The sequence below is a fragment of the Pantoea sp. XY16 genome (assembly GCF_025153065.1).
GTDB classification, from domain to species: domain Bacteria; phylum Pseudomonadota; class Gammaproteobacteria; order Enterobacterales; family Enterobacteriaceae; genus Pantoea; species Pantoea alfalfae.
This window is the reverse complement of sequence record NZ_JANZNP010000001.1, coordinates 85,946-111,735: the sequence shown is the minus strand read 5'-3', so window position 1 is coordinate 111,735 and position 25,790 is coordinate 85,946. Positions and strand designations below refer to the sequence as shown.

At 58.0% G+C, this 25,790-nt stretch carries 22 protein-coding genes; 7 read left to right on the top strand and 15 right to left on the bottom strand.

Annotated elements, in window-relative coordinates; all coding sequences use genetic code 11:
* Positions 1 to 18: 18 nt before the first annotated feature.
* From yajC to queA, 3 genes are all read right to left on the bottom strand, one after another.
* Positions 19 to 351, bottom strand: a complete 333-nt coding sequence (gene yajC, locus N1689_RS00555) for a preprotein translocase subunit YajC (RefSeq protein WP_009091760.1) — start codon at positions 349 to 351, stop codon at positions 19 to 21.
* The gene (gene tgt / locus N1689_RS00550; protein ID WP_033731739.1) at positions 351 to 1,499 is read right to left on the bottom strand and encodes a tRNA guanosine(34) transglycosylase Tgt; all 1,149 of its coding nucleotides are present in this window, start codon (positions 1,497 to 1,499) and stop codon (positions 351 to 353) included. The genes yajC and tgt overlap by 1 nt, the downstream gene beginning before the upstream one ends.
* 79 nt (positions 1,500 to 1,578) lie before the next feature.
* Positions 1,579 to 2,649, bottom strand: coding sequence for a tRNA preQ1(34) S-adenosylmethionine ribosyltransferase-isomerase QueA (gene queA / locus N1689_RS00545; protein WP_222925495.1), 1,071 nt, complete (start codon positions 2,647 to 2,649; stop codon positions 1,579 to 1,581).
* A gap of 103 nt (positions 2,650 to 2,752) precedes the next feature.
* Here queA and N1689_RS00540 point away from each other — a divergent pair, with 103 nt between their 5' ends.
* From N1689_RS00540 to N1689_RS00530, 3 genes are all read left to right on the top strand, one after another.
* The gene (locus N1689_RS00540) at positions 2,753 to 3,334 is read left to right on the top strand and encodes an ACP phosphodiesterase (protein ID WP_260057608.1); all 582 of its coding nucleotides are present in this window, start codon (positions 2,753 to 2,755) and stop codon (positions 3,332 to 3,334) included.
* A gap of 208 nt (positions 3,335 to 3,542) precedes the next feature.
* Complete coding sequence (locus N1689_RS00535; protein ID WP_161735280.1) at positions 3,543 to 4,355, top strand: inositol monophosphatase; 813 nt, start codon at positions 3,543 to 3,545, stop codon at positions 4,353 to 4,355.
* Positions 4,356 to 5,612: a histidine-type phosphatase gene (locus tag N1689_RS00530; RefSeq protein WP_161735282.1), complete on the top strand. Its 1,257-nt coding sequence runs from the start codon at positions 4,356 to 4,358 to the stop codon at positions 5,610 to 5,612.
* Between the two features lie 522 nt (positions 5,613 to 6,134).
* On the opposite strand, the gene proY is transcribed toward N1689_RS00530, so the two are convergent.
* From proY to phoB, 6 genes are all read right to left on the bottom strand, one after another.
* Complete coding sequence (proY, locus tag N1689_RS00525; RefSeq protein WP_033731734.1) at positions 6,135 to 7,487, bottom strand: proline-specific permease ProY; 1,353 nt, start codon at positions 7,485 to 7,487, stop codon at positions 6,135 to 6,137.
* Between the two features lie 70 nt (positions 7,488 to 7,557).
* Positions 7,558 to 8,877, bottom strand: coding sequence for a branched-chain amino acid transporter carrier protein BrnQ (brnQ, locus tag N1689_RS00520; protein ID WP_222924439.1), 1,320 nt, complete (start codon positions 8,875 to 8,877; stop codon positions 7,558 to 7,560).
* A gap of 391 nt (positions 8,878 to 9,268) precedes the next feature.
* Positions 9,269 to 10,375 carry a cobalamin-independent methionine synthase II family protein gene (locus tag N1689_RS00515; RefSeq protein ID WP_260057607.1) on the bottom strand — a complete coding sequence of 369 codons (1,107 nt, stop codon included), beginning with the start codon at positions 10,373 to 10,375 and terminating at the stop codon, positions 9,269 to 9,271.
* Positions 10,376 to 10,538: 163 nt separating this feature from the next.
* The gene (locus N1689_RS00510) at positions 10,539 to 11,459 is read right to left on the bottom strand and encodes a PstS family phosphate ABC transporter substrate-binding protein (protein WP_222924440.1); all 921 of its coding nucleotides are present in this window, start codon (positions 11,457 to 11,459) and stop codon (positions 10,539 to 10,541) included.
* A gap of 19 nt (positions 11,460 to 11,478) precedes the next feature.
* A complete protein-coding gene (gene phoR / locus N1689_RS00505) occupies positions 11,479 to 12,792 on the bottom strand; it encodes a phosphate regulon sensor histidine kinase PhoR (RefSeq protein ID WP_222924441.1) in 1,314 nt (437 codons plus the stop codon).
* Between the two features lie 14 nt (positions 12,793 to 12,806).
* The gene (gene phoB, locus N1689_RS00500) at positions 12,807 to 13,496 is read right to left on the bottom strand and encodes a phosphate response regulator transcription factor PhoB (protein ID WP_003852491.1); all 690 of its coding nucleotides are present in this window, start codon (positions 13,494 to 13,496) and stop codon (positions 12,807 to 12,809) included.
* A 197-nt stretch (positions 13,497 to 13,693) separates the two neighbouring features.
* Here phoB and sbcD point away from each other — a divergent pair, with 197 nt between their 5' ends.
* Positions 13,694 to 14,893 (top strand): exonuclease subunit SbcD, encoded by a 1,200-nt coding sequence (sbcD, locus tag N1689_RS00495; protein WP_260057606.1) that lies wholly within the window; start codon positions 13,694 to 13,696, stop codon positions 14,891 to 14,893.
* A complete protein-coding gene (locus N1689_RS00490) occupies positions 14,890 to 18,564 on the top strand; it encodes an AAA family ATPase (RefSeq protein ID WP_260057605.1) in 3,675 nt (1,224 codons plus the stop codon). The genes sbcD and N1689_RS00490 overlap by 4 nt, the downstream gene beginning before the upstream one ends.
* Before the next feature lie 29 nt (positions 18,565 to 18,593).
* Here N1689_RS00490 and N1689_RS00485 read toward each other — a convergent pair whose 3' ends face one another.
* The 3 genes from N1689_RS00485 to N1689_RS00475 are packed head-to-tail and all read right to left on the bottom strand — an operon-like array spanning position 18,594 to position 20,295.
* The gene (locus tag N1689_RS00485; protein ID WP_161735295.1) at positions 18,594 to 19,250 is read right to left on the bottom strand and encodes a DUF799 domain-containing protein; all 657 of its coding nucleotides are present in this window, start codon (positions 19,248 to 19,250) and stop codon (positions 18,594 to 18,596) included.
* The gene (locus N1689_RS00480) at positions 19,247 to 19,606 is read right to left on the bottom strand and encodes a DUF4810 domain-containing protein (RefSeq protein ID WP_161735297.1); all 360 of its coding nucleotides are present in this window, start codon (positions 19,604 to 19,606) and stop codon (positions 19,247 to 19,249) included. The genes N1689_RS00485 and N1689_RS00480 overlap by 4 nt, the downstream gene beginning before the upstream one ends.
* Positions 19,607 to 19,617: 11 nt before the next feature.
* Positions 19,618 to 20,295 (bottom strand): CsgG/HfaB family protein, encoded by a 678-nt coding sequence (locus N1689_RS00475; RefSeq protein WP_161735299.1) that lies wholly within the window; start codon positions 20,293 to 20,295, stop codon positions 19,618 to 19,620.
* A gap of 154 nt (positions 20,296 to 20,449) precedes the next feature.
* On the opposite strand from N1689_RS00475, the gene N1689_RS00470 reads away from it, so the two are divergent.
* Positions 20,450 to 20,842 carry a cell envelope integrity TolA C-terminal domain-containing protein gene (locus tag N1689_RS00470; protein WP_161735301.1) on the top strand — a complete coding sequence of 131 codons (393 nt, stop codon included), beginning with the start codon at positions 20,450 to 20,452 and terminating at the stop codon, positions 20,840 to 20,842.
* On the opposite strand, the gene N1689_RS00465 is transcribed toward N1689_RS00470, so the two are convergent.
* Positions 20,839 to 21,906: an AraC family transcriptional regulator gene (locus N1689_RS00465; protein ID WP_161735303.1), complete on the bottom strand. Its 1,068-nt coding sequence runs from the start codon at positions 21,904 to 21,906 to the stop codon at positions 20,839 to 20,841. The genes N1689_RS00470 and N1689_RS00465 overlap by 4 nt on opposite strands.
* 162 nt (positions 21,907 to 22,068) lie before the next feature.
* On the bottom strand, positions 22,069 to 23,073 hold the full coding sequence (locus N1689_RS00460) for a phosphotransferase enzyme family protein (RefSeq protein WP_260057687.1): 1,005 nt from the start codon (positions 23,071 to 23,073) through the stop codon (positions 22,069 to 22,071).
* A 249-nt stretch (positions 23,074 to 23,322) separates the two neighbouring features.
* Between N1689_RS00460 and eat the strand changes: the two genes are divergently transcribed.
* Positions 23,323 to 24,687: an ethanolamine permease gene (eat, locus tag N1689_RS00455; protein WP_161735305.1), complete on the top strand. Its 1,365-nt coding sequence runs from the start codon at positions 23,323 to 23,325 to the stop codon at positions 24,685 to 24,687.
* A gap of 84 nt (positions 24,688 to 24,771) precedes the next feature.
* On the opposite strand, the gene mak is transcribed toward eat, so the two are convergent.
* On the bottom strand, positions 24,772 to 25,683 hold the full coding sequence (mak, locus tag N1689_RS00450) for a fructokinase (RefSeq protein ID WP_161735307.1): 912 nt from the start codon (positions 25,681 to 25,683) through the stop codon (positions 24,772 to 24,774).
* Between the last annotated feature and the right edge of the window lie 107 nt (positions 25,684 to 25,790).

The following is a 25,790-nucleotide window of genomic DNA, read 5'->3' as shown; positions in this document are numbered from 1 at the left end:
CCCTTAGGGAAGAAAGAATTACAGCGCCTTGATAGTGCCCTTCGGCAGCACGGCGGCGACGAAATCACGTTTAATGACGACTTCATTGGTGTCATTCAGCGCAATAGCTACGTAGCCCGTGTCAGAGACTTTCGTTACGCGGCCTACCAGGCCACCGCTGGTCAGCACTTCATCACCCTTAGAGATGGAATCCATCAGCTTCTTGTGCTCTTTCGCACGTTTCTGCTGCGGACGCAGGATCATGAAATAGAAAATCAGACCAAACACCACCAGCATGATCACCAGAGAATACGGACTTCCCTGAGACGGAGCGCCTGCTGCGGCCACGGCGTCAGAAATGAATAAGCTCATTAAATTTCCCTCATTGATGAATTATCAGACGTTAATGGCGGAACTTCTTTGCCCGTCCGTTGGTAAAACTCAGTTACAAAGCGCTCTAATTTACCCTCTTCGATGGCCTGGCGTAAACCAGCCATCAGACGCTGGTAGTAGCGCAAATTGTGAATAGTATTCAGACGCGCGCCCAGTATTTCGTTACAACGGTCGAGATGATACAAGTAGGCACGGCTATAATTGCGACAGGTGTAACAATCACACTCCGCATCCAGCGGCGCAGTGTCATCTTTGTAGCGGGCGTTGCGAATCTTCACTACACCTTCGGTTACAAACAGGTGACCATTTCGCGCATTACGGGTTGGCATCACGCAGTCAAACATATCGACGCCGCGACGGACGCCTTCAACCAGATCTTCTGGCTTGCCGACACCCATCAGATAACGCGGTTTATCCTGCGGAAGCTGCGGACAGACGTGCTCAAGAATACGGTGCATGTCCTGCTTAGGCTCACCCACCGCCAGGCCGCCCACAGCGTACCCATCAAAGCCAATCTCTACCAGACCTTTCACCGAGACATCTCGTAAATCTTCGTAAACCGAGCCCTGAATAATGCCAAATAAGGCATTTTTATTTCCCAGGCTGTCGAAACGGTCACGGCTGCGTCGCGCCCAGCGCAGCGACATCTCCATGGAGCGTTTGGCGTAGTCCCAGTCCGCCGGATAGGGCGTACATTCATCGAAAATCATCACGATGTCGGAACCGAGGTCATACTGAATCTCCATCGATTTTTCCGGATCGAGGAAGATCGGGTCGCCGTTGATCGGGTTACGGAAATGCACGCCCGCTTCGGTGATTTTACGGATGTCGCCCAGGCTGAAGACCTGGAAGCCGCCGGAGTCGGTCAGGATCGGCCCTTTCCACTGCATAAAGTCATGCAGATCGCCATGCAGTTTCATGATCTCCTGGCCGGGACGCAGCCAGAGGTGGAAGGTATTGCCCAGAATGATCTGCGCGCCGGTCTCCTGCACTTCTTCCGGCGTCATGCCTTTAACAGTGCCATAGGTGCCAACAGGCATAAACGCAGGGGTTTCCACCACACCGCGATCAAAAATCAGACGGCCACGGCGTGCGCGCCCGTCTGTGGTATCAAGTTCAAATTTCACAAAGCCTCCATCGGAGAAACAGTCCGATGCAGATAACCTTCATTCGCACGACAGGCGATTCCGGCTATCGGTTAATAAATCAGTCGCCCACTTTTTCCAGCGGCGCCTGCGGATTTTTGCTGATAAACATCGCGTCGCCATAACTGAAGAAACGATATTGCTCAGCCACGGCTGCGCGGTACGCGGCCATGGTGTGCTGATAACCGGCAAACGCCGAGACCAGCATAATCAGAGTCGATTCGGGCAGGTGGAAGTTGGTGATCAGTGCATCGATCACCTGATACTCATAGCCCGGATAGATGAAAATCTGGGTATCGTCGAAGAACGGCGCAATCAGGGCATCCTGACTCGCTTTGGCGGCGCTCTCCAGCGAACGAACGGAGGTGGTGCCGACAGCAACCACCTTATTGCCGCGCGCTTTACAGGCCAGCACCGCGTCGACAACCTCCTGCGGCACTTCGGCATACTCCGCATGCATGTGATGCTCTTCGATGGTCTCGACACGCACCGGCTGGAAGGTGCCAGCACCGACATGCAGCGTCACAAAGGCCATATCAATGCCCTTCTCTTTCAGTGCCTGCAGCAGCGGTTCATCGAAGTGCAGACCGGCGGTCGGCGCCGCCACAGCACCAGGACGGGCGCTGTAAACCGTCTGGTAAAGTTCGCGATCCGCCTCTTCATCCGGACGGTCAATATACGGCGGCAAAGGCATGTGGCCGACGCTGTTGAGGATGTCGAGCACCGCGCGCTCATCATCAAACGCGATCTCAAACAGGGCATCGTGACGTGCCACCATGGTCGCTTTCACGCTCTCATCTTCGCCCAGCAGCAGTTCTGCCCCCGGTTTTGGCGCTTTTGAGGCGCGCACATGTGCCAGCACGCGCTTGTCGTCGAGCATCCGCTCCACCAGCATCTCGATTTTGCCGCCGCTGGCTTTACGGCCAAAGACGCGCGCCGGAATCACGCGGGTGTTGTTGAACACCAGCAGATCGCCTGGATTCAGCTTATCCAGCACGTCGGTGAAAACACCGTGCGACAGCGCACCGCTGGGACCGTCGAGCGACAGCAGACGACAGCCGCTGCGCTGCGCCTGGGGATAGTGAGCAATCAGGGATTCGGGCAGTTCAAAAGCAAAATCGGCGACACGCATTGACATGTTCTTTCTCAGGCAAAAACAGGCGGCACAGTTTAGCGGAAAACCGACCAATTCTGAACAACTGGCTGCGCAAAGGCAGTTCTGCCTATAATGCGGCATGAACTTTCTTGCTCATCTCCATCTGGCTAAGCTGGCCGACAGCTCCCTTCTCGGCAATTTAATGGCCGATTTTGTGCGTGGCAACCCGCACCAGCACTGGTCCGCGCCTGTCGCAGACGGCATTCTGATGCATCGTCGTCTGGATGTGATGACCGATGCACTGCCGGAAGTACGCAGCGCCCGTCAGCTGTTCCGTGCTGAAACCTATCGTGTGGCCCCGATTACGCTGGACGTCATCTGGGACCATTTTCTGGCCCGTCACTGGCAGCAATTTACGCCCGACCAGACGCTGGTGCAGTTTTCTGCCACCGCCGAGCGCGAAATCCTGCCGCAGCTGGCCGACACGCCCGTAGAGTTTCAGGAACTCAACGCGGTGATGTGGCGCGAGCGCTGGTTCGAGCATTATGCCCAGCCTGCCCGGCTGGAGCGGGTGCTGCACGGCATGGCCAGCCGCCGTCCCCGCCTGTCGGCACTGCGCGACTCCTACCACGATTTCATCCAACATTATGATCAGCTGGAAGCGCTGTTTTTTGTTTTTTATCCGCGTTTAATGGCGCTGGCGACCAGCAGAACCCTGTAAAACCCGATCCTCTGCTGCCGGGCTGACGGACACGCGCTTTTGCCAGATGAAAAAAGCCGGCCACCCGGCTCAGCACTATCTTGCCATTGCTGCTTATCTGCGGCTTAATGAAGCCTTTCTTAACAATACTGAAGTAAACATCACAGCCAGACCGCCTGTTCAGGCGCGCCTTCCGTTCGTTATGGCAAAAAAATCATAAGAGGAAAAGATGTCATCCGCTTCGCATTCTGAAATAGACGCGCGTTACCGTTACGCCTGCGACATCGCCCGTGCAGCGGGCAGCCGGGCCTTATCATGGTATCAGCAGCGTCAGACTCTGGTCGTGGAACACAAAAGGGATTTGCAGGACGTGGTCAGCGAGGCTGATCGTAACGTTGAGGCATTAATTAAGACCTTAATCGCTGAACGTTTTCCTGAAGATAGCGTCTATGGCGAAGAGAGCGGCGGCGAGGTTGAGGGTGCGCCGTTTATCTGGGTTGTCGATCCGATCGATGGCACCGCCTGTTTCGTCAACGGTTTGCCTAACTGGTGCGTTTCGCTGGCGGTGGTCTGCGAGGGCCAGCCGGTGATCGGCGTCGTCTGCGATCCTAATCATCAGGAGCTGTTCCACGCACGGGCAGGCCAGGGGGCATGGCTGAATGAAAGTCGCCTGCAGGTTCATGACGCAGCGCATCTCAATGAGGGTTTACTTGGCATCAGCAACTCCAGCCGGACGCCGGGCGAAAGCGTCTCACGCCTGATCAGCGGCTTAATTGAACAGGGTGGTATGTTTATTCGCATCGGTTCGGGTGCGCTGACCAGCGCCTGGGCGGCAGCCGGTCGGCTGATTGGTTACTACGAAGCGCATATGCATCCGTGGGATAGTCTGCCGGGCATCGTTCTTATGCGCGAAGCAGGCGGTGTCACCAATGATTATCTGCGTAATGAAGGCCTGAAAAACGGTAACCCTGTGTTGCTGGCCAATGCGGCTCTGTATCCAAAAATTAAAGCGCTGACCGGCAACGGCGCACTGGAAGAGTAAATGACGCTGCCAACCCTGTGCCGCTGTGCGCTGATCCTCGGTTCTCTCTGGCTGTTAAGCCCGGCGACACAGGCGGCGGATTACCAGCTGGAGAAAGTGGTTGAACTGAGCCGTCACGGCGTACGTCCACCCACGCCAGGCAATCGAAAAGAGATTGAAGCCGCCAGCCAGCAACCCTGGACACAGTGGACCACTGCCGATGGCGAGCTGACGGGTCACGGCTACAGTGCCGTGGTGAATAAAGGACGCTGGGAAGGCGAGCACTATCGCCAGCTCGGCCTGCTGGGCACGGGCTGCCCGGATGCGGCTCAGGTCTACGTGCGCGCCAGCCCGCTGCAGCGCACCCGTGCCACGGCTGCGGCGCTGACGGACGGCGCCTTTCCCGGCTGCGGCGTAACCGTGCATCACGTCGCGGGCGATGTTGATCCCCTGTTTCAGAATGAAAAGCTGACGGTCACCCGGACCGACCCCGCGCAGGAACTGACTGCTAAACAGCAGAAAGCGGGCGATCTGGCACATCTGCAACAGCAACTGCAACCGGCGATTCAGCAGCTGAAAACCGCCGTCTGTCCCCCCGCAACGGCTTGTCCCCTGTTTGATGCGCCCTGGACGTTCCGGCAAACCCGCAACGGAAATAGTTACGTTTACGGGCTGAGCGTCATGGCGAGCATGGTGGAGACGCTGCGACTGGGCTACAGCGAAAATCTGCCGTTTGATCAGCTCGCCTGGGGGCATATCACCTCGGCCGCGCAAATCACCTCCCTGCTGCCGCTGCTGACCGCAAACTACGATCTCAGCAACGATGTACTCTACCTGGCACAGCGCCGTGGCTCGATACTGCTCAACACGATGCTGGAGGCGATCGCTGCCAATAGCTCGCCGAGCCGCTGGCTGATTCTTGTCGCGCATGACACCAATATTGCGATGGTGCGCACCCTGATGGACTTTAACTGGCAGTTACCCGGTTACTCGCGCGGTAACATTCCGCCGGGCAGCAGTCTGGTGCTGGAGCGCTGGCGCGACACCCGCAGCGGCGAGCGTTTTTTACGGATCTATTTTCAGGCGCAGAGTCTGGATGGCATCCGCCAGTTGCAACTCATTGATGATAAATATCCGTTATTACAACAGGAATGGCATCAGCCTGACTGCAGAGTTACCGATGTCGGCCTGCTCTGCCCTTATCAATCCACACTGACTCAGCTCCGGAAAAACCTGGATAACAGCGCTGTGCTGCCGGTTTCGGTTATATTGCCCTGAGTCTGTCGCTAATCAAATTAAGGCCGCAGCCGCAATGCGGCCTTAATAATGTTAACCGCTGTTAATTAACACCACTCAGACCTTTTCTTATTTAATTCATCTGACTATCAGCGCCACACATTTTGATTTACGATAGTCCTGTCAATCATCCCTTTATTATCTATTTTCCTGTAATTCTTGCGTATTTCGGCGACTGGTTTCGCCGTTTTTTATTTCCGCCTCTCTGCTTTTTTAGCGCACCACTGCCCGTATAGCTGCACATTCCTGCGCATGAAGCCCCATCAACAATTTTTCCCGCCTGTAACCTTCAGCGATATTCACTGCCCGTTTGAATAATCTTTTCGGGATACATTCGCCGTAATAAACCGGCGCAGCGTCTTATTTGGATGACAGTGGTTCAACGCGTAATAAAAGAATTCAGCGTTGTGGCACAGATCACGCAAATAAGCAGCGATGTGAGAAAATAAAAGAGGAAAATTGCGGGTTCTGCTCCCCCAAAAACAGGGAGAGCAGAACTGGAGATTAGCGTGGTTTACGCACCAGTTTATAGCCCAGTAGCAGCACCACAATCCACACCATGCCAACATAGAGTGAAATGCGGGTATCGGGGAAATAACCAATCAGACCGATAATAAAGCAGAGGAACGCAACGCCAACGCCAGCCGTCCAGCTGCCACCTGGCAGCGCAAACTGCAGCTTACTCGCCGCCTCTTTGCCAATTTTGCGACGGAAGGCGATCTGCGACAGCAGAATCATGATCCAGACCCACACCGTTGCAAAGGTCGCCAGCGAAGCGATCACCAGGAAAACTTTTTCCGGCATCAGGTAGTTGAGATAAACCGCAATCAGCATGGCGAACATCATCACCACCACCGTCACCCACGGAATGCCGCGCGACGAGACCTTCATAAAGACTTTCGGCGCATGACCCTGCTGCGCCATCCCGTGCAGCATGCGACCCACGCCAAACACATCGCTGTTAATCGCCGAGAGCGACGCGGTCAGCACGACGAAATTGAGGATAGAGGCGGCTGCCGCGATCCCCAGATGCTGGAAGGTCAGCACAAACGGGCTGCCCGAGGTTCCTACCTGATTCCAGGGATAGATCGACATAATCACAAACAGCGTGCCAACGTAGAACACCAGAATGCGCCACGGCACCGAGTTAATCGCGCGCGGAATCGACTTCTCCGGATCTTTCGCTTCACCCGCAGTGATACCGATGATTTCGATGCCGCCATAGGCGAACATCACCATCTGTAGCGACAGCAGCATGCCGACGACGCCGTGGGCGAAGAAGCCGCCGTTGGTCCACAGGTTATGGATACCGGTCGGCTGACCGCCGTTGCCAATCCCCCAGATAATCATGCCGAAACCAGCCAGAATCATCACAATGATGGTGGCGACTTTGAAGAAGGAGAACCAGAACTCCACTTCGCCGAACACCTTAACGCTCATCAGATTGACGGCACCGATAATCAGTACCACGCTCAGCACCCAAATCCAGTGCGGCACCTCGGGGAACCAGACGCCCATATAGATGCCGAACGCGGTGACATCCGCAATCGCCACAATCAGGATTTCAAAACAGTAGGTCCAGCCGGTGATGTAGCCCGCCATCGGCCCAAGATAGTCCTGCGCGTAGCGGGAGAAAGAGCTGGCCTGAGGATTGTTAACGGACATCTCACCCAGCGCGCGCATGATGATGTAGGCTACTGCCCCGCCGATGATATAGGCGAGCAGCACGCTCGGTCCGGCCATTTTTATCGCGTCGGCGGAACCGTAAAACAGCCCGGTGCCAATCGCCGATCCCAGCGCCATAAAACGGATGTGGCGCGTGCTCAGTCCGCGTTTGAGCTTATTGGTTTCTTGCATAACAACCTGTACCTGTGAAATGAAAAAACCACGGGCAAGCCCGTGGTTAAAGAAGAATCAGTGCGCTCTGTTACGAGTGAACCGTCACCTGTTCCGGTCCTTTCACCCGATCCACAACAGCGGCAATCAGCAGCATTACCAGCGACGGTGGCAACCAGGCGAGACCCTGATCGGCCAGCGGCAGATGCTGACTGAATGCCGGCAGCAAATCTTTAAACCCGGTAGTTTTAATCGCATCAACAATGCCAAACAGCAGGCTTACCAGCATCGCTGGCGCGATAATCCGGCTGCTCTTATTCCACCAGTTGAGGGTGAAACTCAGCACCACCAGCACGATACAGGGCGGATAGATCGCCGTCAGTACCGGGATGGAGATCTGAATCAGGTGGCTCAGGCCGAGATTCGACACCACCATCGAGAACAGCCCCAGAATAAACACCAGCGTTTTATACGACAACGGCAGGTATTGCGCAAAAAATTCCGCACAGGCACAGGTCAGGCCGACAGCGGTCACCATACAAGCGACGAAGATCAGCGCGGCCAGGAAGAAGCTGCCCATGTTGCCAAAGGTATGCTGAACATACGCGTGCAGAATCGCTGCACCATTGGCATTTTGATCCACCAGCGCCCCGCTGCCCGCGCCCAGTTTAAACAGGCAGAGGTAGACCAGCGTCAGGCCCAGACCGGCAATCAATCCTGCCAGCACGGTATAGCGGGTCAGCAGCGCGGCATTATCAACACCACGTGAACGGGCGGCATTAACAATCACGATGCCAAACACCAGCGCGCCCAGCGTATCCATGGTCAGATAGCCATTAACAAAACCGCTGGAGAACGCCGCCCGCTGATAATCAGCCGTCGCCGGAATGGTCCCGCCTGCAGGCCAGACCAGCGCAGCAACGCCCAGCACGGTCAGCGCGATAATTTTTAGTGGCGCAAGGAAGTGCCCTACCGTGTCGAGCAGCTTGCCCGGATAGAGCGACACGCCAATCACCAGCGCGAAGTAGATCAGGCTATAGATGAACAGCGGCAGCGCGCCATCGCCGGTCAGCGGTGCAATGCCCATCTCAAACGAGACCGTTGCCGTGCGCGGGGTAGCAAACAGCGGCCCGACAGCCAGATAGCACACGGTGGCCAGCACGATACCAGCGACCTTGCCTATCGGGCTGCTGAGCGCATCCACGCCGCCGCCGACGCGGGCCAGCGCGATCACGGTCATCACGGGCAGACCGACTGCGGTAATCAGAAAACCAATCGCGGCTGTCCAGACGTGTTCGCCAGACTGAATGCCGACCATTGGCGGAAAAATGATGTTACCCGCGCCAACAAACAGGGCAAATGTCATAAAGCCCAGCGCGAGAATGTCCTTCGAAGTTAAACGATGTGTCATACGGCCTGTCACTGATGTTGCGGTGGAAGTTGGGTTAGTGTTGTCCCCTCGCTGCGTGCAAACCGCGACCTGGCTGACAATGTCAGCGCATTATGCTCATCGCAGGGTAAAGCGCAGGTGATTTAAGCTGCTTTTATTCTGTTCACAGAGGGATGGATCGACAACGGCGCTAAGTAAAACGTTTATAGCGGTAAAAGGCAATACGGGATCGGAAAACCAGAAGGTTATGCCACCATTTTTTCAAAAGGCAGTGGATAGCGTTAATTTTTGCCGTCGGCACACAAGATGATGTGCTTAAATAACAGACAGAGCGTGAGAAAACCCCGCATAAATGGGCCAGAAGATACACAAAAGGCGCGTTTTACGCGCCTGTCTGCACAACGTTACAGCATTACCAGACCTGATTAGCGATATCGACCACTAAACAAATCTTCTGCCATTGCTCCGCTTCGCTCAGGCTATTGCCCTCTTCGGTAGAAGCAAAGCCGCACTGCGGGCTGAGGCAGATCTGGTCCAGGCTGACATACTGCGTCGCCTCTTCCAGTCGGGCTTTCACCTGCGCCGGATCTTCCAGCTCACCTACTTTGGTGGTGATCAGGCCCAGAACAACCTGCTGATGGCCCGGCCTGACGTAACGCAGTGGCTCAAAGCCGCCAGAACGGGCATTGTCATACTCCAGGAAGAACGCATCCACGTTGACGCTGCCGAACAGGATTTCTGCCACGGGTCCATAGCCGCCTTCAGAAATCCAGGTTGAGCGGAAATTACCGCGACAGACATGCAGACCCACGGTCAGATCGGCAGGTTTATCCGCCAGCGCTTTATTCAACACCTGAGCATACGTCTGGGCCAGCTGGTCCGGATCGTCGCCACGTGCGCGGATATCGCGCTTCTGATCTTCGGAACAGAGATACGCCCAGACGGTGTCATCCAGCTGCAGATAGCGACAGCCCGCGTCGTAAAAGGCCTTGATCGCCTGTTTGTAAGTCTGCGCCAGATCGTCGAAGTAGTCCGCCAGATCGGGATAGACTTCCGAATCAATCACTTTGCGTCCACCGCGGAAGTGCAGCACGCTGGGGCTGGGAATGGTCATCTTCGGCACCGCATCACCGGCAATACTCTGCAGGAAGCGAAAATGGCCGAGCATCGGGTGATCCGCCGGGAAACCGAGTTTGCTCACCACTTTCACGCCATGCGCTTTAGTCTGAACGCCATTAAACTGGATGCCCTGCTCCGCTTCATAGCTCTCGACGCCGTCAAGGCCATAGAAGAAGTCGAAATGCCACCAGCCACGACGGAACTCGCCGTCTGTCACCACTTTCAGGCCATTTTCGCGCTGTTTCGCGACTACATCGCGGATTGCCGCATCTTCAACCTGACGCAGGGCTGCGGCATCAATCTCGCCCGCTGAAAACTGTTCGCGCGCCTGCTTAATCGCAGCAGGACGCAGGAAGCTGCCAACGGTGTCGGCGCGGAACGGGGCGGTTTCTCTTTGCATGATCACTCCTGTCTCTCCTGCAAATGATTGCGGCAGGAAATAATTACATTCTGATATAAATAGCCATCTGGATGGCTATATGTCTGAATGCAGAGTGACATGAGTAACCTCTGTCTGCAACTGAAGAAAATTCAGCGATGATGAAAAAAATTCAGGTTGGAAATTATTGCAGCGCTGCGCGTGCCTGTGCCATCTGGCTGTCAGAGAGCGGCAGGTAGCCTGCTTCGCTGACCCGCCGCTGGCCTTGAGGAGAAAGTACCTGCTGCAAAAAGGCGGCGACCAGCGGTGGCAACGGTTTGCCGGGCGCTTTGTTGACGTAGAGATAGAGCGGACGCGCCCAGGGATAGCGGCCACTGCGGATAGCATCGGCATCCGGAACAATCGCCTGCCCCTGATCGTTCATCACCGCCAGCATTTTTACACCGCTGAGATGAAAGCCGAAACTGGCGTAACCGATGCTGCGCGAATTACCGGCCACCGCCTGCACCACGGCGGCCGAGCCGGGAAACTCTGCCACGTCGCTGCGGAAATCGCCTTTGCACAGCACCTGCTGCTTGAAGAAACCCCACGTGCCGGAGGCGGAGTTGCGGCCATAACGCTGAATCGGCCGTTTACGCCACTGGTCGCCGGTTAAACCGAGATCGCCCCAGCGCAGCGGCACACCATGCGCGCCACACAGGCGGGTAATGGAGAAAATAGCATCGAGCTGACGCGGTTCAATCTGCTGCAGCGGATTGCGCTGATTCACCACCACCACCAGCGCATCCATCGCCACCGGCACTGCCAGCGGCGGATAGCCGTAGCGCGCCTCAAAGGCCTGGCGTTCGTCGGCCTGCATCGGTCGGCTCATCGGCCCGAGCTGAGCGGCACCCGCTGCCAGCGCGGTCGGCGCGGTAGACGAACCAGAGGCCTGAACCTGCACATTAACGCCCGGTGCCTGGCGGCTGAAATCTTCGCCCCACAGGGTCATCAGATAGCCAAGCGTGTCGGATCCGACGCTGCTGAGATTGCCGGAGAGCGCGCCGGGCTGGGCCAGCGCCATGCCCGGCAGCAGAGAGACGATTAACAAAAGAAGGAGGCGCATCAGAGAGATCCGGCAGCGATTAATGAACGGCATTCTCCTGCATCACGCTGCTGACAATCAACCTCGCGGGCAGCGTAAAAGTAAAACAGGTCTCTTTATGCGGCACGCTGGTGATATCGAGCCGCGCGTTGTGGTGGCTCAGCGCATGTTTCACAATCGCCAGCCCCAGCCCGCTGCCGCCGGTGGCGCGTGAACGCGCTTTATCAACCCGGTAGAAGCGCTCGGTCAGACGCGGAATATGTTCTGAGGCGATACCCGGCCCGTTGTCGCATACCCGGAAGGTTGCGCCCTGCTTGCCACGCAGCCAGCTGATATCGATCCGCGTGCCCTCCGGGGTGTGATTGACCGCGTTGTAAACCAGGTTGGAGATCGCGCTGCGCAGCTGTTCGTCGTTGCCGAACACTTTCAGATGGGGATCGGTATGAAAATGGATATCGTGCCGACCGCCACTCAGTGTCGCCGCCTCATGCTGCAGCAGTTTCAGCATCACCGGCACATCGACCTTCTCTTTGAGATCGATCGCGGGGGCGGCTTCAATACGCGACAGCGTCAGCAGCTGTTTCACCAGGCTGTCCATGCGGCGCGTCTGCTCCGACATGGTGTGCAGCGCTTTGCTGCGCGAAGGCTCGCTCATCACCGAGTCGTTCATCATCTCCAGATAGCCCTGTAGCACGGTGAGCGGCGTCCGTAACTCATGGCTGACGTTGGCAAAGAAGTTACGGCGCGCCCCTTCCAGCTGATGCATCTGCGTCACATCACGGGCTACCAGCAGCCATTGCCCCTCGCTGTAGGGCATGACGCGGAATTCCATATGAAGTTTGTTGTTCAGCACCAGCGTCAGCGGCTTGTCAAAATCGCGCTGGCGAAGATAGCGGGAGAACTCCGGGTAACGCAGCAGATTGAGGATATTCTGGCCATTATCTTCCGGCCAGCGCAGCCCCAGATGCTGTTGCGCCAGGCCGTTACACCAGAAAATAGTGCCCTCTTCCGTGGTCAGGATCACCGCATCCGGCAGCGATTCGGCCCCGCTGCGGAAGCGTTTAATGAGATTGCCCAGTTCACGCCGCCGCCGCCGGTTGCGCAGTTGCATCTGGTAAAGCCCATAAAACAGCGGTTCCCAGCTGGCACGCCCGGTCGGTGGCGTCATGGTGCGGTCGAGCCACAGCCAGTGCGACAGCCGCATCAGATTGTGGAAATGCCACAACAGCACCACCAGCACGCTCACCAGCAGCCACCAGGGCAGGCTGCCAAACAGCAGGCCCAGCAGCGCAGCAGGCAGACTGGCCAGCAGCAGTTCTGTCAGTAATCTCTTCCAGGAGAGGCGTTCCAGCACGGTAAAGGCTCCGTTCAGTAGCGGGCAGAGAAACGATACCCTGTTCCACGGACGGTTTGTACCATGCGATCGTGGCCGGAGACTTCCAGCGCTTTACGTAAACGGCGAATGTGAACATCGACAGTGCGATCCTCCACATACACATTGGTGCCCCAGACGTGGTTCAGCAGCTGTTCGCGGCTGTAGACGCGTTCCGGGTGAGTCATAAAGAAGTGCAGCAGCTTATATTCGGTGGGGCCCATCTCCAGCGGCGTGGTTTCGGACATCACGCGATGTGAGGAGGGATCCAGACTCAGCCCCTGCATCTCAATCACCTCTTCCACCGCCATCGGCGAAATGCGGCGCATCACCGCTTTGATCCGCGCCATCAGCTCTTTGGGTGAGAACGGCTTGGTAATGTAATCATCGGCGCCCACTTCCAGGCCACGTACCCGATCTTCCTCTTCGCCACGCGCGGTCAGCATCATCACCGGGATATCGCGGGTCATCGCCTCGCGCTTCAGATGCTTAATAAACTGAATACCGCTGCCACCGGGTAACATCCAGTCCAGCAAAATCAGATCGGGCCAGGGTTCAATCAGCTTGCCAACGGCGCTGTCATAATCTTCCGCCTCGATTGGCTGATAGTCGTTCTGCTCCAGAACAAAACACAACATTTCACGGATGGGGGCTTCATCCTCCACAACCAAAATGCGCTTAGCCATTATTACTCCTGCTGATTATGACGGCTGTCACTGAGATTCGCGGCGCCATTATGCGTCAGATTTGTGACACTTTTATGAAAAACATAACCTGCCTGTAACCTCACTGGTAATCATTTATGACAGCGCAGCGACATTTTTTTGCTTTGGCTGCAGAGCCAGTATAATCGCCCGGCGAATCACAACGGCAGGGACTCATCATGCGCATTATTCATACTGCGGACTGGCATCTGGGGCAGTTCTTTTACAACAAAAGTCGGGCAGCCGAACATCAGGCGTTTCTCGACTGGCTGTTGATCCAGATTGAACAGCATCAGGTGGATGCGCTGATTATTGCAGGCGACCTGTTTGATACCGGCACGCCGCCCAGCTACGCCCGCGAGATGTTTAACCGTTTTGTGGTGGCGCTGCAGCCCACCGGCTGTCAGCTGATTGTGCTGGCGGGTAACCACGATTCCGTGGCAACGCTGAACGAGTCACGCGAGCTGCTGGCCTGTCTCAATACCCGGGTGATCGCTACACCGCAGGAGCAGGATGATGTGCTATTGCTCAACACCCGCCAGGGCGAGCCGGGTGCGCTGCTGTGCGCCATTCCCTATCTGCGCCCGCGCGATATCCTGCGCAGCAGGGCGGGTCAGTCGGGCCGCGACAAACAGACCTCGCTGCTGGAGGCGATTGCCCACCACTATCAGCAGCGTTTCGCCGCTGCCCAGGCGCTGGGCTATGCGCTGCCAATCATTGCTACCGGTCACCTCACCACTGTCGGCGTCAGCCAGAGCGATTCGGTGCGCGACATCTACATCGGCACGCTGGACGCGTTTCCGGCCAGCGCGTTTCCGGCTGCTGACTATATTGCGCTCGGCCATATTCATCGCGCCCAGCGCGTGGCCGGCAGCGAGCATATCCGCTATAGCGGCTCGCCGATTCCGCTGAGCTTTGATGAGCTGGGGACTGAAAAGAGCGTCTTCCTGCTGGAACTGGCGGTCAGTGGCCTGCAGTCAGTTACGCCGCTGGTGGTGCCACAGGCGCAGCCGATGCAGGTGCTGAAAGGTTCGCTGGCGCAGATTGCGGAGCAGCTAAACGCCTTTAGTACGACAGAGCAGGAAAAACCGACCTGGCTCGACATCGAAGTTACCACCCAGGAGTACCTCAGCGATCTGCAGCGCCAGGTCGAAACACTGACCGCTACGCTGCCGGTCGAGGTATTGCTGTTACGCCGCAGTCGTGAACAGCGTCAGCAGAGCCTGGCGCGGCTCGACAACGAAACGCTGAGTGAGCTGAAGGTGGAAGAGGTCTTCGCGCGCCGCCTGGCGCTGGATGAGGCGCTGCAACCGGCGCAAATTGACGAGATGACCACACTGTTTCGCCAGACGCTGGCCGCTATGGAAGAGACCCGATGAAGATTCTTACGCTACGGTTTAAAAACCTCAACGCCCTGCGCGGTGAATGGTTCATCGACTTCCGCGCCGAACCCTTTGCCAGCAACGGCCTGTTTGCCATAACCGGGGCCACCGGGGCCGGTAAAACCACCCTGCTGGACGCGATCTGCCTGGCGCTCTATCACCAGACGCCGCGCCTGGGGGCGATTTCCCAGAGCCAGAATGCCCTGATGACCCGCGACTGCGCAGAATGTCTGGCTGAGGTCGAGTTTGAGATCAAAGGTGAAGCCTGGCGCGCCTTCTGGAGCCAGAACCGCGCACGCGGCACCGCCGACGGCAAACTGCAGGCACCGCGCGTTGAGCTGGCGCGCTGTGACGACAACCTCATTGTTGCCGATAAAGTCGGTGACAAGCTGAAGCTGATCGAAACCCTCTCAGGTCTTGATTTCGAACGCTTTACCCGCTCGATGATGCTGTCACAGGGCCAGTTTGCCGCCTTCCTCAATGCTAAAGCCAGTGAACGCGCCGAACTGCTGGAGGAGCTAACCGGCACCGAAATTTACGGCCTGATTTCCGCTGCCATCTACGAGCGCCACAAAGAGGCGAAAACTCAGCTGGATCTGCTGCGCAGCCAGGCGGGGGCGATGGCCCTGCTGGATAGCGACGCCCGTGACGCCCTGCAACAGCAGCTCACCGCTCTGACTGACGCGGAACAGCAGCTCAGTGCACACTATCAACTGGCGCAGCAACAGCAGCAATGGCAGCAGCAGGCACAGCAGTTACTGCAGGACAGTGCGCAGGCTGAAGCCGCGCTGCAGCAGGCTCAGGCCGTCTCACAGGCGGCAGAGACGGATCGCCAGCGGCTGGCTCGCAGCGAACCGGCTGAAAAGCTGCGGATAAAACTGCAGCAGCGCGACGCGTTGCGCAGCGAACAGCAGCAGGCTGAGAGCCGCTATCAGCAGCTCACGTCAGCGACGGCGCTGGCGCAGAACCAGCAGCAGCAGCATCAGCAGCACTACGCAGCCGCTCAGACAGCCCGCCAGCAGGCGCAGCAGGAACAGCAGCAGCAGGAAAACCTGCTGACGGAACAGGTGCTGCCGCTGGATCAGCGGATGAGTACGCTGCAGCAGCACCTTGCGGAGCAGCAGCAGGAGAACAGTCGTCTGCAGCAGCATGCCGATCAGACCCAGGCCAGCCTGACGCAGCAGATGCAGCAGGTCGCGGGCTGGCAGCAGGCGATTACAGAACAGCATCAGTTACGCGAGCAGCTTGCCGATCTGGCGCACTGGGGCGCTTCGCTGCCGGTATGGCAGGAGAATTTTGCTTTGCTGGCACAGCGTGAGGCGACGCTGGCGGAACTGACACAACAGCGCGAGCAGCAGCAGCAACAGATTGATGCGCAACAGGCGAAACAGCAGCAGCAGGCACAACAGGCACTGCCGCGCCAGCAGGCGGAGCAACAGGCCCGCCAGGCGCTGTTGCAGGCGGAGCAGGTACTCACTTCGCTTCATGAACAGCATCCACCGGCTGCACTGCGCCAGGCATTAAGCCAGTTGCAGAACAGTCGTCCGGCGCGTCAGCAACTGCTGCTGCTCTCAACGCAGTGGCAGCCGCTGCACCAGCAGCTGGACCAGCGCCAGCAAAAGCTGAGCGCACTGGTAAAAGCGCATCAGCAGAGTGAAGCGGAACTTCAGACCCTGCGCGAGACGTGGAAACGCGAAAAGCAGCAGCTGGATGACGTCGAAAAAATCTGCGCGCTGGAGCAGCAGATTGTCGACCTCAGCGATTACCGCGCCCGGCTCACCGCCGATCAGCCCTGTCCGCTGTGCGGCTCCTGCACCCATCCTGCGGTCGAGGCCTACAGCACACTGGAAGTAAGTGCTAACCAGCAGCGCAGGGCTGCGCTGCAACAACAAACCGAGGCACTGCGCGAAGCGGGCACGGCAAAAAACGAACAGCTGAAGCAATCAACGGTGCAGCAGCAGACTCTGCGCGAGGAAATCGCCGGGATGCAGCAACAGCTTGATCAGCTTGAGCAGCAATGGCAGGCGCTGAGCGGTGAGCTGGCACTTACCTTCCCGCTTGCCGATCGCGAGTCCTTAGCCACGTGGCAGCAGCAACAAAGCGACCGTGAAAGTCAGCTTGAGCAGCAGCGACAGGCTCAGGAGGCCGCTGAACAGGCGCGTCAGGCTGCGAAAGATCACCATCTTCATCAATTGCAGGCCTGGCAGCAGCACCAGCAGGCCGGACAGCTGGCGCAGCAGTCGCTGACCAGCCTGCAACAGACGCTGGATGCGCTGCAACAGCGTCAGCAGCAGGAACAGCAGGCCTGGGCGCAGTTGCAGAGCCGTCTGGAGCAGCAGTTCACTGCACACAGTCTTGCCCTGCCCGATGCCGCCCATCGCGATGCGTGGCTGGCGGAGCAACAGCGGCGCTGGCAGCGCTGGCAGGAAAGTGAGCAGTTGCTCGCTAACCTGCAGCCGCAGCTGTTAAAAGGGGAAACTCAGCTCACTGCCCTGCAGCAGCAGGCTGAACAGGAACAGCAGCAGCTCACGACCCGTCAGCAGCAGCAGCAGCAGAGCCAGACGCAGCTCAGCGAGATGCGCCGTGCCCGTCTGGCGCTGTTCGGCGATCGCGAGGTTACCCTCGCCCGTCAGCAGATGCAGACCCGCGTTCAGCACGCTGATGAACAGCTGGCACAGCAGCTCACCGCCCTGCAACAGGCGCACGCCGAGGTCAGTCGCCTGCAGGGTGAGCTGTCGGGGCTGGAAAATCAGCGTCAGACCCTCAGCGGCAAACTGGCAGAGGCGGAAAGCGCACTGCAGCAGGCACTGGAGAGCGCCGGATTTGCCGATGAAGCCAGCCTGCGCGAGGCGCTGCTGGATGAACAGACTGCACTGCAACTGCGCCAGCAGCTGCAGCAGCTCGATCAGCAATGCCAGCAGCAGCAGGCGCGACTGGCGGATCTGCATCAGCGGCTCAGCGCGCATCAGCAGGCGAAGCCCGACGCGATGCCGGAATCTGCGGAAGCGCTGGCGCAGCAGCTGGAGCAGTTGCGGCTGGCCCTGCGCGACAACGCCAGCCAGCAGGGTCAGATTCAGCAGCAGCTGTACAGCGACGCCAGTCTCCGCGCCCGACAGCAGAGCCTGATGACGCAGATTGAACAGGATGGTGTGATACTGGCGCAGTGGAGCCTGCTCAACGATCTGATCGGCTCCGCCAGCGGCGACAAGTTCAGGCGCTTCGCGCAAGGGTTAACGCTGGATCATCTGGTCGCGCTCGCTAATCGCCAGCTTGATCGGCTACATGGCCGTTATCTGCTGCAGCGCCGGGCGCAGGATCTGCTGGAGCTGGATGTCGTCGATACCTGGCAGGCCGATGCGGCGCGCGATACCCGCACGTTATCAGGTGGCGAGAGCTTCCTGGTCAGTCTGGCGCTGGCACTGGCGTTATCGGATCTGGTCAGCCACAAAACGCGCATCGAATCGCTGTTTCTGGATGAGGGGTTCGGCACGCTGGATGCGCAGACGCTCGACACCGCGCTGGATGCCCTGGACGCGCTGAACGCCAGCGGCAAAACCATTGGGGTGATCAGCCACGTGGAAGCGATGAAAGAGCGCATCCCGGTGCAGATTAAAGTGCGCAAAATGAATGGCCTGGGTTACAGCCAGCTGGAGCTGCCGCAGGGATAACGGGCGCCAGAGCGCCCGTCTGAGTCTGATCAGCGGGCGCTGACGACCTTGTAGCGAGGGCCGGTGAGTAATCCGCCCTGCTCGTTCTGTGCCAGCAGACGATTGCTGGTCAGTCCGGCCACGGTATGGGCTTTGTCACTGACGTTGTCGGAGATCTGCTTGATCGCCGCGCTGACCAGAATACCGATCACGCCGTTATTGTTATTGTTGCCCTGATCATTGTCGGTAGCGGTGGCGGAACCCTGCCAGATCTCTTTGCCGCTGCGTAAATCCACCAGCCGTGCTTTGGCGGTCACCGTGGTCACGCTGTCAATGACACGATAGCTGCTGCCATAGTCGCTGATCGAGATATAGAGCGCGCTGTCGGCGTGGAAAATCTCATTCAGACGCTTCGCGCTGACCGCCTGGGCGTCGCTGGCGCTGGACAGGCCGTTCTGCTGAAAGGTCTCTTCAACCACCGCTACCGGGAAGACGTAGTAACCGGCCTCGGCCAGCGGACGCGTCACCAGCGAGTTCAGGCTGTGCGCAGCGTTGATATCCGGCGAGGTGTTAGCGGCAGGCAGCACCAGAATCGAGGCAGGCTTGCTGGCATGAAACGCCGTGTAGTCATACGGTTTTTTCGGCTGCGCACAGCCAGTCAGTAACAGCACGATCAGCGCGCCGCTCAGAGCAATCCATTTTTTCACTGTACCCCTCCTTGTTTTTTACTCATCAGAAAATCCATGTAAGGTGCCGATTCGGGAAACAGCTGCTTCTCGGTGGCGAACTGACCAAACGCTTTATTGGTATCACCGGTTTTAGCGTAGAGCAGGCCGAGCTGCGCATGCAGGCCTGGCGGCACTGGCTGACCCGCAGCACGGGCTTTTTCCACATCCAGATTCAGCGCATCGATCTGCTTCAGCGGATCGCCGCTTTGCTGATAGTAGCTATAAATCTGTTCCTGATAGTCGCCCCAGTAGTAGATCGTTTTCGGCGCTTTTGGCGCACAGCCGGCCAACAGCGCCGCTGCCATCAGCAGGCTGCTCAGTGTCATCATTTTCATTTACTGCTTCCTTATTTAGCCGGGCGCCATGCGCCGTTGTTGATTCCATCCACTAAATGATCAACCGCTTCGCGAATCGCCAGATCCATCACTTTACCGTTCAGCGTCGAGTCATAGCTGCTGGTGCCGCCAAAGCCGATCACTTCGCGTGCCGAAAGCTGGTACTCGCCCGCACCCTGGGTGCTGTAAACCACTTCAGAGGTGGCGACATCCACCACGTTGAGATTCACTTTGGCATAGGCGATCTGAGTTTTGCCGCGGCCCAGAATGCCCCACAGCTGCTGATCGCCTACTTCTTTGCGGCCAAACTCGGTGATATCACCGGTGATGATGAAGTTCGCGCCTTTGATATTCTGCTGGCTGCGTTTGAAGTCTGACTCCTGCTGCAACTCTTTCAGGTTGCTGCGATCCAGCACGCTGAAGCGATTGGTCTGCTGCAGATGGGTAATCAGAATGGTTTTCGATTGATTACCCAGCCGATCGACGCCATCAGAGAAGATGCCGTTCATGTACGAGGAACGGTTATCAAACTGACCTACCGCAATCGGGCTGCGCACGCCCTGATAAACCGGCTGGCTGGCTGCGCGAACCTGCGGCGCCTGAATTGCACGGGAAGATTCGGTGGCACAGCCGCTGATCAGCGAGGTGGTTAACAAGGAGAGTGCCGCAAAGGCATATTTTTTCTGCATTTCTAATCCATGAAGTGAAAAGAGACATCATCCGCACAGGGGCGGTAAATTCTGGTTCTGCCGACAGTCGGAGGAATGCCATAGCATTCAGCATGCCGGTCTGTAGACTGTCGGCAGCAGACCGGAAGATCTTTAGAAAAAAGTGGCTAATTTAATGAATTTAATTAATACAATAGTGAGAATGTTGCCGGGTGTGATTATTGCTTTTTCGCTCAGTGCCTGTCAGCAACCTTTGTCAAAGCAACGTGATAGCGTGGCAAACCTGTGTGAGCCTGCGAAGGATCCGGACAGTAAATCCTGTCACTGGACTAATCAAATGCAGCCGGTACTGAATCGGCAGTTTACTGATGCGGTACGTTATACGGGTCAGCAATGTCTGGTACGGATGGAGTGGCAGCAACATAGCAGACATTATGCGGTGACGCAGACTCAGGGGGATGAGGCGCTCTGCCTGCGTGCCTGGCAACTGGTGGCACAAACGCGCGATCTGCCACCGCCACCGGAGCCTGGACAACCGGCGTGGTTTGGCTTTGCGCCGCGTGGTTAGCTGGCCAGACCTTCCTGACGCCACTGGCGCGGACTGATGCCAAACCAGCGGCGAAATGCGCGTGAGAACGCGCTGACTTCCGAGTAGCCCAGCAGCAACGCCATCTCCGAGATCGGCAGCTGCTTCTGCTGCAGATAGTGCGTCGCCATCTCGCAGCGCACCTGATCCACCAGCGCAGTAAAGCTGCTGCCCTCTTCGCGCAGCCGTCGCTGCAGTGACCAGCTCGACAGCCCGAGTTTATCCGCCACCTCTTCCAGTACCGGCTCGCCCTGCATCAGCGATAAATTAACCTGCGAACGCGCCTGCTCAATCATGCTCTGTTGAGACGTCCCACGGTTCAGCCGCCGGATCGCATCCTGCATCACCATCAACAGGATCGGATCGCTCTCCGGCATCGCGCGCAGCAGATCGCGTTTCGGGATCACCAGCGAATTAAACGGCTGATCGAACCAGACCGGCGCATCAAATACTTTGCAGTGATCGTGCCACTGGCCGGGACGGGGGTGTTCGAAATGGACTTCACGTGGTGCCCAGTGTCTGCCAGCGACGTGGCGGATCAGATTCATAAACATTCCCAGCGTCAGCTCGGCATCCTGACGGCGCGACAGGATCGCGCCGTGCCGTACCTGATAGTCGAGCCGCCAGCACTCTCCCTTATCCACCAGCCGGGTTAAGGTGTCGTGCTGATGCCAGGGAAATGCGTTAACCACATTGTGCAGCGCCTGTTCCAGCGTATCGGAGCACAAGCCAATGTAGCCGATCAGACCTAATGACTGCGGTTTAAACTGCCTGCCGTAGTGCAAACCGAAGTTATCAAAACCGGAGTGACGCGCCGCCTCTTCCAGTACCCGACAATAGTTAACCAGCCCCAGGCTCAGCGTCGGGCTGGCCAGGCGCTCCGGATCGATGCCGCTGATGCCAAAAATGCGATCAACATCGCCGCCCTGAGAATGAATAAACTCGCTTAAACCGGTCGCCGCCGCAGCCAGCACGCCGTGATTGCCTGCCCCCGCCGCTGCAGAGCAGGCCGCAAATGCATCAGGCTTGATCAGTGTCGGATTCATGGTCGCCTCAGTCAGAAGTCAGGTGGATCACCCGTTCCTGAGATCAGAGCAAATTCCATACCAGGTTCCCAGGCCCCGCCGCATCGCCTGCGGGTGGTCCAGACTGCGCGCGGACACGGCATCCGGCACTGCGGCGGCGCAGCTACGCCCGCCGCTGGTGCATCAGACGCCGACCGGCAGCGGTTTACCCGCCAGATAATCGCGGCAGAGGCGGACCGAGTGACTGGCCCACTCCGGGCCGAGACTGCGCGCCATTTCGGTTTCAGCATGCGATCCTATCCAGGCGGTGAGCTGGATACGACGCTGGATCAGCAGCGCGGGCAGCATGGCCATCTCGGCATCGCTGATATGCGCCACCTGCTCATAACCGCGTATCCAGTGATCGATCCACTCTGGTGCGCGCGGATGATGCTCAACAAAACTGATCGCCGCCGCCAGATCGTGCAGATACCAGCCAAGTCCGCAGTCATCGAAGTCGATCACCCGCGTTTCGCCCTTGTGCAGCAGCAGATTGGTCAGCCGCAGATCGGCGTGGATCAGACCATAGCGATCCGATCCCTTACCAAACTGCGCCATCGCCGCGCCGACCTGCGCGATCGTCTGTTCGACGACGCCGTGATCGGCGGAAGGCAGATTGGGCGCATCCTGCCAGCGTCCCCAGTGACTCTCAGCGCTGGTCATGGTGTGGTGATCCCAGATGATGCGCTGGAAACCCGCGGGTGGCTGCCACTGCTTACTGTGCTGATGCAGCCGCGCGGTAATCTGTCCCAGCTGCTGAAAGGCGCGGGGATCAACGTCGGTGGTCGGCATCTCCCCCTCGATCCAGTGAAACAGCACCACGTAGCGCTCACTGCCATCCGGCAGCCGCAGCGTCAGCACCGTTTCGCCCGCGTTGTCCGGCACCGCTTCCGGCACCATAATGCCGGTTTCGCGCAGCGCGTCGAGCCACAGCAGTTCGCTAAGGATATCCGCTTTCTGATGGTAATCGCCGCGATGCAGCCGCAGCGCATAACGCCGGCCTGCCGCTTTAACCAGGAACGTGGCGTTCTCTGAGCGGCACAGCAGGCTGAGCTGCCCCTGCAGCGCAGCGGGATAACAGGCCAGCGCCTGCTGCGCCATCAGGGTGAGTTGGGAATCAGTCAGGTTGTCATATTGTTTTGCGCTCATCATCCGGCTCCTTTTCACTTGCGTTATCTCAGCATGTGTTGCCAGAAGGTGAGTTGCTTGACCTCAGAAGAGACAAAGTTGACCGCAGCGTGCATCCGGCCCGGTTGTTGCCTGTGAGTTGACCGTGGAGGACAGAAGTCACTGCGCCCGCGTCAAGTCGTGGTGAGTAATGCAACGGCATTATCCCCTTACTTTAGTAGTTATGGCGGTGTAAGGCCGCGTGAGACCAACAACGACGGGGATAGCAGAATGACAAACAGACTCAAGCCCACTCTGGGCACCCTGCATCTGTGGGGGATTGCGGTTGGCCTGGTGATCTCAGGCGAATATTTTGGCTGGAGTTACGGCTGGGCCGTGGCGGGCACGCTGGGATTTCTGGTTACTACCGCGCTGATCGCCACGCTCTACACCTGCTTTATTTTTAGCTTCACCGAGCTGACCACCGCGATCCCTCATGCAGGCGGACCCTTTGCCTATAGCCGTCGCGCCTTTGGCGAAACCGGCGGGCTGATTGCTGGTCTGGCGACGCTGATTGAATTTGTCTTTGCGCCTCCGGCGATTGCCATGGCGATCGGGGCTTATCTGAATGTGCAGTATCCCGAACTCAATCCGAAAACCGCGGCGGTCGGCGCGTACCTGCTGTTTATGACGCTGAATATTCTCGGTGTAAAACTGGCGGCGATGTTCGAACTGGTTGTCACTGTACTGGCGGTCATTGAGCTGCTGGTATTTATGGGCGTGGTCTCACCTGGCTTCAGCCTGGCAAACTTTGCCGCACACGGCTGGGCGGGCAGTGACAGCTTCGGACTGCCCGCCTTCTCCGGCATTTTCGCCGCTATTCCCTTCGCTATCTGGTTTTTCCTTGCCATTGAAGGTGCCGCGATGGCGGCCGAAGAGGCGAAAGATCCTACCCGGACCATTCCCCGTGCCTGGATCAGCGGGATCCTGACGCTGGTAGTGCTGGCAATTGGCGTAATGCTGATGGCGGGCGGCGCAGGTGACTGGCGTAAACTGGCCGACATTAACGATCCGCTGCCACAGGCGATGAAAATGATCGTTGGCGAACACTCTACCTGGATGCATATGCTGGTGTGGATTGGGCTGTTTGGCCTGATTGCCAGCTTCCACGGCATCATCCTCGGCTATTCACGGCAGTTTTTTGCCCTGGCCCGCGCGGGCTATCTGCCGCCTTCGCTGGCAAAACTGTCGCGTTTCCAGACCCCACATCGCGCCATTATTCTCGGCGGCGTGCTGGGCATCGCGGCGATTTACAGCGATGGCGTGATTAATCTGCAGGGAATGACGCTGACGGCGGCGATGATCACCATGGCGGTGTTTGGCGCGATTGTGATGTACATCATGAGCATGCTGAGCCTGTTTAAACTACGCCGCAGCGCGCCGGAGATGGTGCGCAGTTTCCGCGCGCCGGGCTATCCGATTGTACCGGGCATCGCTCTGCTGCTGTCAGTCATCTGCCTGCTGGCGATGCTGTGGTTTAATCCGGTGATTGGCGCACTGTTTTTCGCCATTATGCTGGTCGGCTATCTCTACTTCCTCGCCACCAAAGCGCAGCGCGACCGGGCTCCGCAGGACACGATGCTGGTGGGCGAATAACCGCGGCGCGGCAGGATGCCGCGCCGGGGCTTAAGTTCAGCGCCAGAAACCCAGGCGCTGAACGTCAGCGGATGTGCGGGACACTCAGCCGTTAAGCGGCCAGAGCCACGCCGCACCGCGAACGCCGCTGGAGTCGCCATGCTGCGCCTTCAGCACCGGCGTTTCACACTCCCCGCCAAACACCCATTTCTTCATCAGCACCGGTACGGTCTGATAGAGACGATCCACATTGCTCATCCCGCCACCCAGCACGATCACGTCGGGATCGATCAGATTCACCACCTGCGCCAGCGATTTGGCCAGCCGCAGCTCATAACGGCTCATCGCCCGTTCGGCGATCGGATCCTGCTGCGTCAGCAGCGAAACGATCTCAGCACCTTTGCGATGCACGCCACTCAGCCGCTGATAGTCGATACCAAAACCGGTGCCAGAAACAAAGGTCTCGATGCAGCCCTGCTGCCCGCAATAACAGGGCACTTCCTGGCGGTAGCGCAGCTCATCTTCATCCATCCACGGCAGCGGATTGTGGCCCCACTCGCCGGCATTGCCGTTGCCACCGATGCGCGACTCCCCATTGATCGCTACACCCGCGCCCGACCCGGTGCCGATGATCACGGCAAACACCAGCGACTGTCCGGCACCCGCACCATCGACCGCTTCCGACACGGCCAGACAGTTGGCGTCGTTAGCAATACGCACTTCCCGGTTCAGCGCCTGAGCCAGATCTTTGTCCAGCGGCTGGCCGTTGAGCCAGGTAGAGTTGGCATTTTTCACCCGCTTACTGAAGGGCGAAAGCGAGCCAGGAATACCCAGCCCGACCGTGCCGGTCTCGCCGGTTTTCTGCTCCGCCAGTGTGACCAGATCGACAATCGCCTGCACCGTTGCCTGATAGTCATCACGCGGGGTATTCACCCGATGGCGGAACAGCTCCTGTCCCTTATCCGACAATGCAATCACTTCTGTCTTGGTGCCACCCAGATCTATGCCTATGCGCAAGGTTACCTCCTCGTTATTCGTTCAGGTGAGAGATACAGTAGAAGGCGGCTGCCTTAAAGGCAATGAAACCACTCCGATGTTTCGCTATCATGCGCGCTGACTCTCGC

Bases quoted from the DNA above. Each gene is read 5' to 3' on its own strand.
- N1689_RS00515 (WP_260057607.1), bottom strand. From the start codon at position 10,375: ATGCAAAGAGAAACCGCCCCGTTCCGCGCCGACACCGTTGGCAGCTTC.
- N1689_RS00480 (WP_161735297.1), bottom strand. From the start codon at position 19,606: ATGAAAATGATGACACTGAGCAGCCTGCTGATGGCAGCGGCGCTGTTG.
- yajC (WP_009091760.1), bottom strand. From the start codon at position 351: ATGAGCTTATTCATTTCTGACGCCGTGGCCGCAGCAGGCGCTCCGTCT.
- N1689_RS00490 (WP_260057605.1), top strand. From the start codon at position 14,890: ATGAAGATTCTTACGCTACGGTTTAAAAACCTCAACGCCCTGCGCGGT.
- queA (WP_222925495.1), bottom strand. From the start codon at position 2,649: ATGCGTGTCGCCGATTTTGCTTTTGAACTGCCCGAATCCCTGATTGCT.
- N1689_RS00530 (WP_161735282.1), top strand. From the start codon at position 4,356: ATGACGCTGCCAACCCTGTGCCGCTGTGCGCTGATCCTCGGTTCTCTC.
- N1689_RS00475 (WP_161735299.1), bottom strand. From the start codon at position 20,295: ATGCAGAAAAAATATGCCTTTGCGGCACTCTCCTTGTTAACCACCTCG.
- phoB (WP_003852491.1), bottom strand. From the start codon at position 13,496: ATGGCTAAGCGCATTTTGGTTGTGGAGGATGAAGCCCCCATCCGTGAA.
- N1689_RS00510 (WP_222924440.1), bottom strand. From the start codon at position 11,459: ATGCGCCTCCTTCTTTTGTTAATCGTCTCTCTGCTGCCGGGCATGGCG.
- N1689_RS00540 (WP_260057608.1), top strand. From the start codon at position 2,753: ATGAACTTTCTTGCTCATCTCCATCTGGCTAAGCTGGCCGACAGCTCC.
- brnQ (WP_222924439.1), bottom strand. From the start codon at position 8,877: ATGACACATCGTTTAACTTCGAAGGACATTCTCGCGCTGGGCTTTATG.
- N1689_RS00465 (WP_161735303.1), bottom strand. From the start codon at position 21,906: ATGAATCCGACACTGATCAAGCCTGATGCATTTGCGGCCTGCTCTGCA.
- sbcD (WP_260057606.1), top strand. From the start codon at position 13,694: ATGCGCATTATTCATACTGCGGACTGGCATCTGGGGCAGTTCTTTTAC.
- N1689_RS00470 (WP_161735301.1), top strand. From the start codon at position 20,450: ATGAATTTAATTAATACAATAGTGAGAATGTTGCCGGGTGTGATTATT.
- N1689_RS00460 (WP_260057687.1), bottom strand. From the start codon at position 23,073: ATGAGCGCAAAACAATATGACAACCTGACTGATTCCCAACTCACCCTG.
- N1689_RS00535 (WP_161735280.1), top strand. From the start codon at position 3,543: ATGTCATCCGCTTCGCATTCTGAAATAGACGCGCGTTACCGTTACGCC.
- proY (WP_033731734.1), bottom strand. From the start codon at position 7,487: ATGCAAGAAACCAATAAGCTCAAACGCGGACTGAGCACGCGCCACATC.
- eat (WP_161735305.1), top strand. From the start codon at position 23,323: ATGACAAACAGACTCAAGCCCACTCTGGGCACCCTGCATCTGTGGGGG.